The sequence below is a fragment of the Flavobacterium niveum genome, from assembly GCF_055231775.1.
This window is the reverse complement of sequence record NZ_JBUYSX010000005.1, coordinates 52,345-67,501: the sequence shown is the minus strand read 5'-3', so window position 1 is coordinate 67,501 and position 15,157 is coordinate 52,345. Positions and strand designations below refer to the sequence as shown.

At 44.4% G+C, this 15,157-nt stretch carries 14 protein-coding genes; 9 read left to right on the top strand and 5 right to left on the bottom strand.

The features are described 5' to 3' along the window. Positions 1-130 precede the first annotated feature (130 nt). From ACZIX4_RS13375 to ACZIX4_RS13365, 3 genes are all read left to right on the top strand, one after another. Entirely contained in the window at positions 131-1,012 is an 882-nt protein-coding gene (locus tag ACZIX4_RS13375) for a bifunctional 5,10-methylenetetrahydrofolate dehydrogenase/5,10-methenyltetrahydrofolate cyclohydrolase (RefSeq protein WP_463336147.1), read from the top strand. A 148-nt stretch (positions 1,013-1,160) separates the two neighbouring features. After that, entirely contained in the window at positions 1,161-2,384 is a 1,224-nt protein-coding gene (locus ACZIX4_RS13370) for an aspartyl protease family protein (protein ID WP_463336146.1), read from the top strand. A 119-nt stretch (positions 2,385-2,503) separates the two neighbouring features. After that, positions 2,504-3,730, top strand: a complete 1,227-nt coding sequence (locus ACZIX4_RS13365; protein WP_463336145.1) for a retropepsin-like aspartic protease — start codon at positions 2,504-2,506, stop codon at positions 3,728-3,730. A 51-nt stretch (positions 3,731-3,781) separates the two neighbouring features. Here the strand turns inward: ACZIX4_RS13365 and ACZIX4_RS13360 are convergent, their stop codons facing one another. After that, positions 3,782-4,210: a lipocalin-like domain-containing protein gene (locus ACZIX4_RS13360; RefSeq protein WP_463336144.1), complete on the bottom strand. Its 429-nt coding sequence runs from the start codon at positions 4,208-4,210 to the stop codon at positions 3,782-3,784. A gap of 101 nt (positions 4,211-4,311) precedes the next feature. After that, positions 4,312-4,839 carry a DUF6584 family protein gene (locus ACZIX4_RS13355; RefSeq protein ID WP_463336143.1) on the bottom strand — a complete coding sequence of 176 codons (528 nt, stop codon included), beginning with the start codon at positions 4,837-4,839 and terminating at the stop codon, positions 4,312-4,314. 159 nt (positions 4,840-4,998) lie between these two features. Here ACZIX4_RS13355 and ACZIX4_RS13350 point away from each other — a divergent pair, with 159 nt between their 5' ends. From ACZIX4_RS13350 to ACZIX4_RS13340, 3 genes are all read left to right on the top strand, one after another. Next, positions 4,999-5,778, top strand: coding sequence for a zinc ribbon domain-containing protein (locus ACZIX4_RS13350; protein ID WP_463336142.1), 780 nt, complete (start codon positions 4,999-5,001; stop codon positions 5,776-5,778). 51 nt (positions 5,779-5,829) lie between these two features. Further along, on the top strand, positions 5,830-6,705 hold the full coding sequence (locus ACZIX4_RS13345; RefSeq protein WP_463336141.1) for an alpha/beta hydrolase: 876 nt from the start codon (positions 5,830-5,832) through the stop codon (positions 6,703-6,705). A 272-nt stretch (positions 6,706-6,977) separates the two neighbouring features. Then, entirely contained in the window at positions 6,978-9,389 is a 2,412-nt protein-coding gene (locus ACZIX4_RS13340; protein WP_463336140.1) for a TonB-dependent receptor, read from the top strand. A 147-nt stretch (positions 9,390-9,536) separates the two neighbouring features. Here the strand turns inward: ACZIX4_RS13340 and ACZIX4_RS13335 are convergent, their stop codons facing one another. The 3 genes from ACZIX4_RS13335 to htpG all read right to left on the bottom strand — a co-directional run bounded on the left by ACZIX4_RS13335 (position 9,537) and on the right by htpG (position 12,625). Beyond that, entirely contained in the window at positions 9,537-9,734 is a 198-nt protein-coding gene (locus ACZIX4_RS13335; RefSeq protein ID WP_463336139.1) for a hypothetical protein, read from the bottom strand. A gap of 86 nt (positions 9,735-9,820) precedes the next feature. Next, the gene (locus ACZIX4_RS13330) at positions 9,821-10,612 is read right to left on the bottom strand and encodes a Fic family protein (protein ID WP_463336138.1); all 792 of its coding nucleotides are present in this window, start codon (positions 10,610-10,612) and stop codon (positions 9,821-9,823) included. A gap of 126 nt (positions 10,613-10,738) precedes the next feature. Beyond that, positions 10,739-12,625: a molecular chaperone HtpG gene (htpG, locus tag ACZIX4_RS13325; RefSeq protein ID WP_463336137.1), complete on the bottom strand. Its 1,887-nt coding sequence runs from the start codon at positions 12,623-12,625 to the stop codon at positions 10,739-10,741. A 358-nt stretch (positions 12,626-12,983) separates the two neighbouring features. Between htpG and ACZIX4_RS13320 the strand changes: the two genes are divergently transcribed. From ACZIX4_RS13320 to ACZIX4_RS13310, 3 genes are all read left to right on the top strand, one after another. Further along, positions 12,984-13,433 (top strand): lipocalin family protein, encoded by a 450-nt coding sequence (locus ACZIX4_RS13320; protein WP_463336136.1) that lies wholly within the window; start codon positions 12,984-12,986, stop codon positions 13,431-13,433. A 25-nt stretch (positions 13,434-13,458) separates the two neighbouring features. Beyond that, complete coding sequence (locus tag ACZIX4_RS13315; RefSeq protein ID WP_463336135.1) at positions 13,459-14,157, top strand: OmpA family protein; 699 nt, start codon at positions 13,459-13,461, stop codon at positions 14,155-14,157. A 107-nt stretch (positions 14,158-14,264) separates the two neighbouring features. After that, complete coding sequence (locus tag ACZIX4_RS13310) at positions 14,265-15,092, top strand: DUF5995 family protein (protein ID WP_463336134.1); 828 nt, start codon at positions 14,265-14,267, stop codon at positions 15,090-15,092. The last annotated feature ends 65 nt before the right edge of the window (positions 15,093-15,157 follow it).

Sequence of the window (15,157 nt, the reverse complement as noted above, 5' to 3'; positions counted from 1 at the left end):
CCGAGTAGGTAACTTTAAACCTTAAACTTTAAACAAAAAAAAACACAACAACACACAATAAGTAACTACTGGTTTTTAGAATTCGAGTAAGTAACTTGAAACTTTAAACTTTAAACCTGAAACAATAAGAATGACACTACTGGACGGAAAAAAGGTCTCTGAAGACATTAAGAACGAGATTGCTGCGGAAGTGGCAAAAATGAAGGAGCGTGGCGAAAAGGTACCTCACCTGGCTGCAGTGCTTGTGGGTAACGACGGTGCCAGCCTTACCTACGTAGGCAGTAAGGTAAAAGCCTGCGAGCGCATAGGTTTTGAAAGCACACTGATAAAACTTCCGGCTACGATAAGTGAGGTGGAGCTGCTTAAAAAAATAGAGGAGCTAAACCAGGACGATAACATAGACGGTTTCATAGTACAGCTTCCGTTGCCTAAGCAAATCGACGAGCAGAAAGTACTTATGGCGGTAGACCCAAGCAAGGACGTGGATGGTTTCCACCCTGAGAACTTTGGTAAAATGGCGCTGGATATGAGTACGTTTATACCTGCTACACCATTTGGCATCCTGGAGCTTTTAGAGCGTTATAATGTAGAAACCGCAGGTAAACATACCGTGGTTATAGGCCGCAGCCACATTGTAGGCCGCCCTATGAGCATCCTTATGGGCCGCAAGGGCTTCCCTGGCAACAGTACCGTAACCCTTACGCACAGCCATACCAAAAACATTAACCAGATAACCACACAGGCCGACATTATCATTACTGCCCTTGGTGTACCAAACTACCTGAAAGCCGAAATGGTGAAGGACGATGTGGTAATCATTGACGTGGGCATTACCCGCGTTGTAGATGAAACCACCGAAAAAGGCTACAAAATTGTAGGCGACGTGGATTTTGACAATGTAAGCAAAAAAGCCAGCTACATTACCCCGGTACCGGGCGGTGTAGGCCCTATGACCATTGCCATGCTGCTGAAGAACACGCTATTGGCAAGGGAAATGCGCAGGGCGAAATAATTGTTAACTTATACATACAAAAATACAGGAAAGGCAGTCTATTACAGATTGCCTTTTTTGTTTGTTGTGAACACACTAAGTAGAGGTTAAATATCGTTTTACACCAGCAATAGCAAGCTTTTTACTATATTTACCAAAACCAATTATTATGAAATACCTTTTATTTATGTTGCTGTTGCCGGCACTTGTTTTGGCGCAGACACCTGCCGAAAAACAAGCCCTGGCCAACCGTGACAAGTACCTTTTTTCTACTAGGCCGGTACAAAAGAAATTTGAGAAAACCATACCATTCAGCTATGAGCCCAACAACCAGATTATAGTCCCTGTAATCATTAATGGGAAAACCTATCATTTTTTGTTTGACACCGGCGCTACTACTATCGTCTCTCGTGAAATAGCCAAAGAACTGGCTTTGACAGCCTTGTTTACTAATACACTCCAAGACGGCGCGGGTTCTGTACAGGAAGAAATTTTTTATAACCTTCCCGGTATACAGATGGCGGGAATTGATTTTGAAAACGTAGCCGTAGTGGCAGGCGATATGAAAAAGTTTGACGATGTGCTGTGCGTACACATAGACGGGCTGCTGGGTACCAACATACTCCGCAGTTGCTACTGGAAGGTAGACTACAACAACGGGCAGCTCACTTTTTCAGACAGGCAAATAAAGCCCGCTAAAGGTATGTATGCCGTAGATTTTAGGGAGAATTTTTCGGGAACGCCGTTGCTGGAACTGCATATGGGCAGATACCGCGTAGAAATGTTTATGGATACCGGGTACTCTAAAGCGCTGTCTATACCGGACAGCCTGTACTTCAGGGCAAGGAAAAACCACGAGCGCCCTTTTAAAAAAGGGTTTGGTACTACTACCGTTACGCTTTATGAAAACAGCCATAAAGAAAAATACATTGGGCTTTTAGACAGCGTTTATGTGGGTAACAAGCGCCATCTTATCCTGGATCCGCTTACCGATGTAGACCACGCCGATACCTTCCTTATAGGCAATGAGGTTTTTAAAGACTTCGGCGAAATGGTACTCGACTGGAAAAAACACCGCCTCTACCTGCCTGAAAAAACGGTAACCAGTAAAGACAAATATGCTTCATTTGGCTTTTCCCCATTGTTCATAAATAATAAAGTGGTGGTAAGCGTAGTGTGGCAGGGCAGCGAAGCCTATGCACAGGGGCTTGCGGTAGGTAGTGTAATTACGGCGGTAAACGGGCAGGATACTACTAACATAACCCACGATGCGTGGTGTGGACTGCTGGACGTTTTTGGATATAACAAACCTGCCGAAATAAAAGTAAGCGCCCAGGATAAAGAGGGTAAAATAACCGAACACGTCCTGAAGCGGGTAGAATTACTACGATAGGAAACATATCTTCTTCACTATAAACAGCAGTCTTTACAGATTGCTGTTTATATTTTCCGGGACTTTATTCCCTACCTGAGACAGTAAGTTTTTTGTTATATTTACTAAAACCAATTATAATGAAATACCTTTTATTTTTTGTTTTATTGCCTGTATTTGCTTTGGCACAGCAAACCCCGGCAGAAAAACAAGCGTATGCTAACCTGGAAAAGCACCTTTTTTCTGCCAGGCCTGTACAAAAGAAATTTGTAAAAACCATACCGTTTGATAGCAGGCCTAAAAAGCACATCCTTGTCCCGCTTACCATTAAAGGAAAAACCTATAATTTTATATTGGACACCGGTGCCAGTACTGTAGTGTCTGAGGAAATAGCGGCAGAGCTGAAACTGCCTGTGCTGTTTGAAGGCAACCTTAAGGATGCAGCAGGTATTGAGAAACGGGGTGACTTTTATAAAATACCCAGCATCAATATAGCCGGGATTGACTTTAAAGATGTAGCGGTAATTACCGGTGAGATGAAAAAGTTTGAAGATGCTTTGTGCCAAAAAATAGACGGCCTTTTGGGTACTAACATAATTCGCAGTTGTTACTGGAAGATAGATTATGTTAATGGGCAGCTCACGTTTTCAGACCGGGAAATAAAACCTTCTGAAGGCATGCATCCCATAGATTTTACGGAAAATTTTGTGGGTACGCCAATACTAAAAATGGATACGGGCCAGTACCGGGTAGCCATGCTTATGGATACAGGCAGTAACGCCGGATTGTCGATGCCAGACAGTGTATATTTTGATGTAAGGAAAGGACACGAACGCCCGTACAGAAAAGGCTACGGCACTAATTCGGTTACGCTGTTTAACCCTGAGTATAAAGAGAAATACCTGGGGCTTTTAGACAGCGTGTATATTTTTGACAGGCACCATATTCTCCTGAATCCCATCGCAGACATAGACGATGCCGAGGTGTTCATTGTAGGGAATGAGGTGTTTAAAAGCTTTGGTGAAGTAGTGTTTAACTGGAAAGAACACCGCATTTACCTCCCTAAAAAAACAATAGACAACAAAGACCGGTATGCATCATTTGGGTTTTCACCATTATTTACAAACAATAAACTGGTAGTAAGCGTGGTGTGGGAAGGCACGGAAGCCCATATCAAAGGCCTTACCGCAGGTATGGTAATTACCGCGATAAACGGGCAGGACACTTCTAAAATAACAATAGAGGGCTGGTGTAAATTAATCGGGTTGTTCGGGGAAAACAAACCGGCAGAAATAAATATAAGTGTACAGGACAAAGACGCTAAAATAACCAACCATACCCTGAAAAAAGTAGAATTGCTGAGATAAAAAAATCCCAACCTCGCGGTTGGGATTTTTTTATTATAGTCCAGGCTTTACTTATTCTTTAGGAACAAACTTCATTACAAGCCCTTCAGCTTCCAGCGACAGGTGCTCGTTAGTTATTTCCTTTACAGTGTATACTTCCGGCCTTTCGCTGCTGGTAATTGTCAGCGTTTTATTATCCTCGCTCAGCGCCCATGTGCCGTCTACAGTTTTCCATTGGTTGTCTGGCCCCATAGTGTACGACTGGTATTTGCCTTCAGCCTTAAAATCCTGGGTAGCTTTACCTTTCAGTTTACCCATAACCTCACCAAACATTTTCTTGAACATTTCCACCTGCTCCGGCGGTAGTTTTTTAATCAGTTCGGTAGTATCTATGGCGTCCAGCGTCCATTTTTTCTGGATGATTTCCTTAGGTTCTTTCGGGCCGCAAGCCACTGCCATAACAGCTATGAAAGCTATCAGCAAAAGGTTTTTGATTTTCATTGAAGTTGATTATAAAATTTTAAAAGTTATATACTGTTTGTTGCAATTACGGTGTAATGATACAACTTTATTTTGATACGGCAGTAATCAAATGTTTTTTACTACTGAAGCAGCTTCTTTGCCTCAGTGAAAACGGTTACTACACCCATAACGAAAGTCAGCAGTAAAATTAAGGCGATAATCAGGCAGCCAAAAGCATACAGACGTTCTTTAATTTGTAGCCCCGATTCATCCCTTGGCGGGATATTCAGGTGCTTTTTATAACTTTTAAGAGTTATCGGTTCTGTTTCCTTTTTTAGCTTTTCAATCCTTTCTCTTGCATATATGGGCAGGTTTTCTTCATTCCCGCGATACTTAAGGTCTTTAAGTGCCTGCCGGGTAGAATAATTAACACTCTTCATGTATAGATTGATGCATGCCTCACGGGAATCATTTGGGATGCAAAGCAGCCAGTGAAGCCCGGCCATATCGGCAAAGCCTGATTTATAGTAGAGTTCTGCTAAATTTTCGCGTGCACGCAAATCATCAGGATACACATTGATGATGTTTTTAAGGCGGAGGATAGCCTTTTGTTTCAAGCCTGCGTCGGCTTCCTGTTTAGCAAGCCTTAGTTGGCGCTCAATGTCCATAATGATAAATTGGTGGGTTATAAAACGCCAAAAACTTCAACACGAAGTATAAGGCGCAACAAAATAAAAGATAGTTCGTTACAGAACCAAAAAATTTTATAATTTTGCATTCATTTTATCTGAAGAAATAAAAACTCTGTTATAAGCATTTACAAAATTATGGCTAACATTAAGGAACTAAGCGTTGAAGAAAAGTTAAGAGCACTTTATGATTTACAGTTAATCGACTCAAGGGTTGATGAAATCAGGAGTGTAAGGGGAGAACTTCCGCTGGAAGTGGAAGACCTTGAAGATGAAGTAGCAGGGCTTAGCACCAGGCTTGACAAGCTGAAAACCGACCTTGAAAGCATCGAAGAGCAGATAAAGACCAAGAAAACGGCTATAGAAGATCACAAAACGGCTATAAAAAAATATACGGAGCAGCAAAAAAACGTGCGCAACAACCGTGAATTCAATTCCCTTACCAAAGAGGTAGAGTTCCAGGAACTGGAAATACAGCTTGCTGAAAAGCACATTAAGGAAATGAAGGCTTCTATAGAGCACAAAAAAGAAACCATAGGCCAGAGCCAGGAAAAGCTTGACGGTAAGAAAACACACCTTGAGCACAAAAAATCTGAGCTTGATGCCATAATGGCCGAGACTGAAAAAGAAGAAAACTTCCTTATAGAAAAGTCTAAAGAATACCGCGACCAGATTGAAGCCAGGCTTCTTGCCGCTTACGACCGCATTCGAGGAAGCGTACGCAACGGCCTTGCTGTAGTATCTATAGAAAGGGGTGCCAGTGCAGGTTCGTTCTTTACCATTCCGCCGCAAACGCAAATGGAAATTGCCGCCCGTAAAAAAATACTTACAGACGAGCACAGTGGACGCATCCTTGTAGACAGTTCTCTTGCCGATGAGGAAAAAGAAAAAATGGAACAGCTTTTTGCAAGCATCTAAATAACACACAAGCCTCCGAAAGGGGGCTTTGTTTTTACTACCCTACCCCGCATGCCTCCTATTGTTGCTAAAATCGTTGCAAAACTACTGGGGCTAAGCATTAACCTGCTTAGCTACATAGCGCCTGCCAAAGCCACGGCGCTGGCCTACCGCTACTTCAGCAAGCCGCTTTATGGCCAACTGAAGCGTGACGACCTGCCCGGGATTTTGCGCGAAGCGGAATTAGAGACCATACTGCACAACGGCGGAAACTTCCAGACGTATATATGGCAGGGTAATGACACCAAAGTATTGCTGGTACATGGCTGGGAAAGCAACTCCGCCCGCTGGAAACTATTGATAAGCTACCTTCGCAAAGCCGGATGCACCATCATTGCACTTGACGCTCCTGCTCACGGTTTGTCGGACGGGAAGGAGTACACTATTCCACGCTATGCCGAATATGTAAATGTACTGATACAGAAATACCAGCCGCAATACCTCGTGGGCCATTCACTCGGCGGGGCTACGGTATTGTATACCCAGGCGCACTACCCTAACCCGTACATAGAAAAAATGGTGGTACTGGGCGCTCCCAGCGAACTGACCATTGTACTGAACAACTACCGCAAAACGCTGGGCCTGAACAAACGCATCTTTAAAAACCTGAAAAAGCATTGTACCGACCGTTTCGGGCTGGATCCTATGGCGTTTTCGGCGGCGGCCTTTGCCCGTAAAATTGACGTTCCCGGCCTTATAGTACACGACCGCGAAGATGAAACGGTAGCATTTTCGGAAGGGCTGCGTATTGCCAAAGCCTATACCAACGCCAAATTCATTGCCACCAAAGGCATGGGGCACCGCCTGCATGATGACAGGCTGTACAACCGTATTTACGCGTTCCTTTTTGAACAGGAAGGTGAGGTTTCCATTGAGGAAATCGCTTAATACAGTTTTCAGTTTCAACGCTATTACGAAAGCCTTACCCAAATTACTTTACAGCCCAAACTTCGCACCTTCGTACCTTCGCAGGAAAAATTCTCCCGAAAGTGGATTATCTCCATAAAACAAACCATCTGCAACACAACCATATAACTTTTTACTGAAAAAAGTTTAGGAAAATGTGTAACAAAACAAAAAGGCATTAGTCATATAGAGGTCAATCATCATTGCGCTGCGGCAGGTGAAAATGTGCCGTAGTGAGAATTAAAAAACGAAAAATGAAATTAAATGTACTGTTGGTGCTGCTATTTGGCAGCATCATGACCCTTACTGCCCAAACCAAAGGCAGCATCTCCGGAAAAATTACCGACAAAACCTCGAAACAGCCCCTGCCTTACGTTAGTGTTATCGTTAAGGATAATGGCACTACCGTAGCCAGTGACGTAGCTACAGATGAGGGTGACTTCAACATAAAAAACCTGCCAGTAAAAGCCTACACGGTAGAGATAATATTTATGGGATATAAAACCCAGACGGTAACCGCCACGCTTACCGAGGGCAAACCATCGGTAAACCTGGGCACCATAGCCCTTACCGAAGAGGCCACCACACTGGATACCGTAGAGATTGTAAAGGAAACCAGCACCATAGAACAAAAAATAGACCGCAAGGTAATAACTGTGGGGCGCGACCTTACTACCGCCGGTGCTACTGCCAGCGAAATAATGAACAACATTCCATCGGTAAACGTGGACCAGGACGGTAACATATCGCTTCGTGGCAACCAGAACGTACGTGTACTTATAGACGGACGCCCTACCACCATAGATGCCGCAACGTTGCTGAAACAGATTCCGTCTACATCCATAAAAAAGATAGAGCTGATAACCAGCCCAAGCGCCAAGTACAACCCTGAAGGTATGAGCGGTATCATCAACATCATCCTGAACAAAAACGCTAACGACGGCTTTAACGGCAGTTTTAACGCAGGCCTTACCTTTGGTGAAACCCCAAAATACAACAACTCTCTGGATATGAACTACCGTACCGGTAAGGTGAACTTCTTTGCCAATGGCGGTACTAACGGCGGTAAGTATTTTAACGGTGGGCGCGTAAATCGTTTTGATACCGGCGGTGAAACCCTTATAGATGTTATGAACGACAATACCGGCTTTTTGGCCAAGTTGGGTATGGACTACTACATCAACGATTTCAATACGCTTTCGGTATATACCAACCAAAACCAGGGTACAGGCGAAGCTTCGGTAGATAGTGACATCACCTACCCTGCCGGCAGTCCTTTTGACAACATCATACAGAGGAACGCCATAGACAGCGACAACCACAACAACACGTACAACCTTGCGTTTAAGCACAAGTTTGAAAAGGAAGGCCATAATCTTGATTTTGAAGCCAACTACAACACGGTGAAAAGCACCCAGGATGCCGATTATGCCACTACTACCGGCGCAACCGATCCTGTATATTATAACGACGATGTGCTGGACAAGCGCAAGAACGTAACGGCCAACTTGGATTATGTAAACCCAATTAACGACAAGACCACGCTTGAAGCCGGTGCCGAAGCCCGCATTATACGCAGCGACAACGAATACCAGACTACACGCGTACTGGAAAACCCGGCACTGCAAAACTCGGTGTACAGCTATGACAACGACATTTACTCGCTGTACGCTACTTTCGGGCAAAAGTTTGATAAGTTCAGCTACCAGTTGGGCCTTCGTGGTGAGCATTATAAGGCTAATGCCGACTTTAACAACGGCGACACTACTTTCGAAAACAAATATTTTACCGTGTACCCATCGGCGTTTGCATCATATGCATTAAGCGACAAAAGCACCGTACAAATGAGCTACAGCCGACGCGTAGACCGCCCGAGCCTGGAGCAGACCAAACCGATAAGGGAGTTCAGTACTCCGCAGTTTACATCATTGGGCAACCAAAGGCTGGAGCCGCAGTTTACCAACTCTATAGAGGCCAACTACACCCGCATGTTTGGGCAGGGCTCATCTATAACCGGAGGTGTGTTTTACAGGCTTATTAATAACGAAATCAACCGTGTGATTTACCCGGACGAAACTACGCCAAACACCCAGGACCTTATTATGAGCTATGCCAACTTTGGCCACAACAACTCGTATGGTTTTGAGATTTCGGCAAACTATAAGATTACCAAATGGTGGGATATACAGCCTGCTATCGACTTCAGCAGCATTTCGCAGCAGGGTATAGTAGCGGTACTGGTAGACGGCAGCGATACGGAATTTGACTTTGTAAACCGAAGGATTGATGCCAATGCCTTTAACGCACGAATGAACAGTAACTTCAGGGTAAACCAGCGCCTTAGCTTCCTGCTTTTCGGGTTTTACCGCGGGCCTGTAAACGGCGTACAGAGCAGGAGCCACGAAATGTATAAGGTAGACAGTGGCGCACGCTATACGCTACTGGATAATAAAATGACCATAAGCCTGCGCTTTAGCGATATGTTTAAAAACATGCGCTACGGGTTTAACGGCAACAACCCATTCCCGCAAGAGGGTGAATTCCGTTGGGAAAGCCGCACGGTATACTTCGGGCTGAACTATATGTTCGGTTCGGGTAAAAACAGGGCTATGCAACGCAAAATGCGCGAAGATAATACCAAGCAGGGCGGTGGCGGTATGTTCTAAACAACTGCTCCCCTACTGCTGAAACATACAGCACTGCGCAAATAAGTGCTATTTTTCATATCAGATTTTAGGTTGGTAAGGCCCCGCGGAAGTTTCGGTTTCCCGGGGCTTGCCTTTTTTAGCCTCCAAATCCCTAAGTTTTAAAGCCTAATGATGGAGAGCCTTTCGTATTATGGCTGCAATGATACAAACAGCAGCGAGTACCGCTACGATTATTGCTTTGTATTTATTGGATTGCAGGTATTTACTGAATTCGCCATCGGTCATTTTATCCCCGGAACGTATTATAAACATAACCGAAACGGCAAATATGGCAAGGCAAATGATTATAGGAAAGATGATCATAGCGGTTGATTTAAATCCAAATATAAACAAAAAACCTGCAGCCTTTCAGCCACAGGTTTCTTGTAATTGAATGAACGCCTATTACCTTACGCATCAAAGTCTTTCAAAGCAGTCGGAAGCATCTTCAAAAATGGCAGCGCCTTGTTATAATCAAGCTCCGGGTACTCCAACCCCAGTGCCCTTAGGTTAGTGTAATAGGTTTTATGGTTGTTATAATAGTTTTTTTCAGATTGTACAAACCAGGCCTTAGTGCCAAGTTTTTCTGCAAGGAACCATTTTTCAAGCAGCCGTGCCATGCGTCCGTTGCCGTCTTCAAACGGGTGGATCTTCACAAAAACAAGGTGCAGCATTGCGACATAAAAAAACACCTCACTAAAAGAGAGTTCAGTATTTACGAGAATATTCAGGTCGTGGTGAAATTTTCCCATTTCAGCAGTAACTATAGCCGGTTCAGCTGCCACATATTCTATCCTGCCATCGTCAGTCACCACAAACATAGGGCTGTTCCTATAGCGCCCCTGCTGTGACGGGTGCAGTATGTTTTTTGTAAGCAGGGCATGTGCCAGCAGTATATTATCCGGTGTAAGGGGATTTTCGGCAGCAAATTGGTAAGCACTATACAAATCATCAATCTTTTGGGTATAATCCGGCTGAAAGTGCGCCCCGAAGCATTTGTGCTTTATAAAACTGTCAAGTTCTATATTTTCCCCTTCAATCTTTGAAGAAAAAACTGCCGAGACAGATGCGTAAAAACTGAACGAGCCTGTAGAGAGTTCGCTCTCCGTCAATTTTAGAAATGTAGCTTCCGTATCTTTATTAAACAGTTCCCTGTAGGGCTGTAGTAAATCGCTCTGGATGATACGGAGTTCCTGTTTCATACTCCAAATATAACAAAAAAACCTGCAGCCTTTCAGCCACAGGTTTGTATAATTGAGTGAGCATCTATCATCTATTATCTCACGTCCCATTGTCTAAAAATCTAAGATTCCAACAATCCAACAATCTTATTTAATCAGCTCAAAGCTCCTCTTAACAAACGCTGTAAGCTCCTCACCTTTCAGTAAGTTCTGGCTTAGCTTGGCCAGGTCCAGCGCCTGCCTTATCAGGTCTTCACGGTGTGTGGTGTCTTCTGTGGCAATGATGTTGCCGGCCAGGTTGCTGTTAGTATTCACTACCAGGTTGTACATATCAGGGAAGTTACCCATACCGAACATACCGCCGCCACCGCTTTTGCTCATGTCCTTCATACGGCGCATAAACTCGGGCTGGGTAATGATAAACGGAGCCGCAGCGCTGTCCATAGCCTCAAGCTGTACGGTGTAGGTAGCCTTAGGCACTACGGTTTCTACAGCTTCTTTCAGCTTGGTTTTCTCGTCTTCGCTAAGCTTCGAAATCTGCTCCTCGTCTTTTTGTATCAGCCTGTCAATATGGTCGGCATCCACACGGGCAAAGGTAAGCTTCTCGTTGTCTGCCTCCAGTTTCTGGATAAGGTGCGAAACGATAGGGCTGTCCAGTAGCAGCACTTCATAACCTTTATCTTTAGCGGCAGCAATGTAGCTGTGCTGTGCATCCTTGTCAGATGCATAAAGCGCCACCAGCTTACCGTCTTTGTCCGTTTGGTTGGCGGCAAACTGCTCCTTAAGCTCGTCAAGGGTGTAGAATTTGCCGTCTACAGTAGGGTACAGTACAAAAGCGCCTGCCTTTTCGTAGAACTTCGGCTCGCTAAGCATACCGTATTCCAATACTATCTTAATGTCGTTCCATTTTTGTTCAAAGTCTTCGCGGTTGTCACCGAAAAGTGACTTCAGCTTATCAGCTACCTTACGGGTAATGTAGTTGCTTATCTTTTTTACTGCTCCATCGGCCTGAAGGTACGAACGCGATACGTTCAGCGGAATGTCCGGGCTGTCTATCACACCGCGCAGCATGGTAAGGAATTCCGGCACTATACCCTCTACGTTATCGGTTACAAATACCTGGTTTTGGTACAGCTGTATTTTGTCTTTCTGCACCTGTAGATCGGCCGAAAGTTTCGGGAAGTACAATATACCTGTCAGGTTAAACGGATAGTCCACATTCAGGTGGATGTTAAACAGCGGCTCTTCAAACTGGGTAGGGTACAGCTCGTGGTAAAAAGCTTTGTAATCCTCATCGGTAAGGTCGGCAGGCTGTTTGGTCCAGGCCGGGCTCGGGTTGTTGATGATGTTGTCAACTTCCACGGTCTCGGCTACGTAGTCGTCGCCTGCGTCTTCCGGTTTTGGAAGTGTTTCTGTCGTTGTGCCAAATTTAATAGGCACCGGCATAAATTTATTGTATTTGGTAAGCAGCTCACGGATTTTATACTCTTCCAGAAACTCCAAAGAATCTTCAGCAATGTTCAGGATAATCTCGGTACCGCGTGTGGTTTTATCGGCCGGTTCCAGCGTAAACTCAGGGCTGCCGTCGCATATCCAGTGTACTGCCGGTTCGTCTTTGTATGATTTGGTGATGATTTCCACTTTTTCTGCCACCATAAAGGCCGAGTAGAAACCAAGGCCGAAGTGGCCTATAATGCCTGAATCTTTGGCAGAGTCTTTATATTTTTCAAGGAATTCTTCGGCACCTGAAAAAGCCACCTGGTTGATGTACTTTTCCACTTCTTCGCCAGTCATACCAAGCCCCTGGTCGATGATACGGATTTGCTTGTTGTCTTTGTCTACCTGTACTTCAATAATGGGGTTGCCGTATTCTACTTTAGCCTCGCCAATGTTGGTAAGGTGTTTCAGCTTCAGGGTGGCATCTGTAGCGTTGCTCACCAACTCACGAAGGAAAATTTCGTGGTCGCTGTAAAGGAATTTTTTAATCAGCGGGAAGATGTTTTCTACCGAAACATTAATTTTTCCTGTTGCCATATATCTTATTGTTATGTTTAATTGTTTTTACGCAATCGATGCATTCAAAATAAATACCAAAACAGACGTTGTGACAAATTGGCACAAAAACTAATCCTGTATCACACAATTGTTAAAGCTAAAGCGATTTAAGAAAAATTTAATCGGCAGTAGTTAGTGGATGTCAATAGCGGATTTCGTTTTAAAATCAACGTTTTTTTATACAGGCCAACATTTTATTTTACAATTTCTTAGCGTATTTCCTGTTAAAAAAACAATATAAAACTTGCATCTTTACCCCATAGCATATTACCTTTATACTAAAATTCGGCCGGTATACCCAGAGCCGGCAACATTACCTAAAAAACACTGACTCATCATGAAAAAGATCATTTCTTTATGCCTTATGCTGGCACTATTTACAGCATGTGGCTCGCTGGACCAAAAATCGCAATCGGGCCTTAAGGGTAACTGGACGATAACCAGCGTCACCTACCCGGGCAGCGAGTACATTAAAGTAACGTCATTTGACGTAGCCGACTCACAATGCTTTGTGGGCAGCAGCTGGAATTTTATTTCAAACAACAACAAAGGTACTTTGAGCGTAGCCAAAGGCGGCTGCCCTTCGTTCACCAGTCCTATTGTATGGACGGTGACCAAAACAGGCGACTTTACCCTGAAGATAACCGAAGGCCAAAAGGCTAAGCGTGTTACTGAAGGCTACTTCCTTAAAATGCAAAACCAAACGGAAAGCTCATTCCAACTGGTAGACAATGTAGTGGTGGGCGGTAAAACCGTAGCAGTTACCTATAACTTTTCTAAAATTTAATCCCTTAACTTAATCCAGGCACATCATGAAAAATTTAAAAATATATGCCCTTACAGCGGTTCTTGCAGCCGGTATAGGTTTCAGTTCTTGCGAAGCAGCAAAGAATACTAACAACACCCAGCGTGGTGCAGCCATTGGTGCTGTGGGCGGTGCCGTAATAGGCGGTATACTGGGTAATAACATTGGCAAAGGCGGCAATACGGCCCTTGGTGCTATTATAGGTGGTGCCGTGGGCGGTGTAGCCGGTGGCGTTATAGGCAACCGTATGGACAAGCAGGCACAGAAAATAGAAACTGCGCTTCCGGGTGCACAGGTAGAACGTGTGGGTGAAGGTATTAAGCTTACCCTGGGTGAAAACTCGGTAAACTTTGACCTTAATAAAAGTACCCTTACCGCTAAAGCGAAAGCCAACCTGGACAAACTGATACCGGTATTTAACGAATACCCTGACACCAACATACAGATATTTGGTTACACAGACAGCAGCGGTAGCGATGAATATAACCTGAAACTGAGCAAGGAGCGTGCAGCATCTGTAGTAAGTTACCTTGGCGGTAAAGGACTTGCAGCATCGCGTTTTGCTACAGACGGTAAAGGTGAAGCTGACCCAATTGCTACTAACGATACTCCTGAAGGCAGGGCACAAAACCGCCGTGTGGAGTTTGCAATTACTGCAAATGAAAAAATGGTGCAGGATGCACAGAAAGAAGCAGGCAAACAATAATTTTAGCCCCACTTAACATAATGATGGCTGCACTCTTACATGAGGCAGCCATTTTTGTTTACCAATTTTCCTTAAATTTGGTAAACACTAAAAACCAACACCTTACCATGACAACAACCACCATGATTGCCCAAGACATAGACAGTGTTATAGCACAGCTTGAAGACATCATACACCAATGCGAAAGTTCTGGCGACAGGCTGGGGTATTTCGCGGCACTGTACCATAAGGTTACCTGCAAGGTTAAGGAAGATATAGACAACAAGCTGTTTGAAGACGGCAGCCGCCTGGCAGAGCTGGATGTGGTGTTTGCCAATCGCTACCTCTACGCCTACAGCCAATGGAAGTCAGACAAAAACAGCCCGCTGGTTTCAACTTCGTGGCGTGTGGCGTTTAAGAATGCCGAGGCTTCGTCGTATTTGGTGCTGCACCACCTGCTGCTGGGCATGAATGCACACATCAATTACGACTTAGGTATTGCCGTAGCAGAACTTGCCGCAAAAGGGAACGATGTAGATGCGCTACGCCGCGATTACAACTCTATAAACAACATACTGGGCGCGCTAACCTACAGCGTGATTAACAAGCTGAATATTGTTTCGCCATTTTTATCGGTGCTGGGTTTTACCGGCACCAGTTCAAATTCCATGCTGGTGCAGTTTAGTTTGGGTACCGCCCGCGACGGCGCATGGCTGTTTGCAACCGACCTTATAACCCTTGCTGCCGACGCGCAAAAATACGATGCCCTTACCCTGAAGCGCGACACTGAAATAAGTGACCTGGGTACACTTTTAACCCAAAGCAAAGGTTTCCTGAAATTCGGGATTTTTGTTATCCGCCTTTTTGAATGGAAGAATGTAAAGAAAGTTATTGAGGTATTGCACACCCACCAGAAACTCCATTTCAGCGAGGTGAAGGCGAATATAAAACGGTGATTTATTTCAACATACAGTCAGGAGCAGGTCGAAGCCGATTGTATATTGAAATAAATCGCTTATAA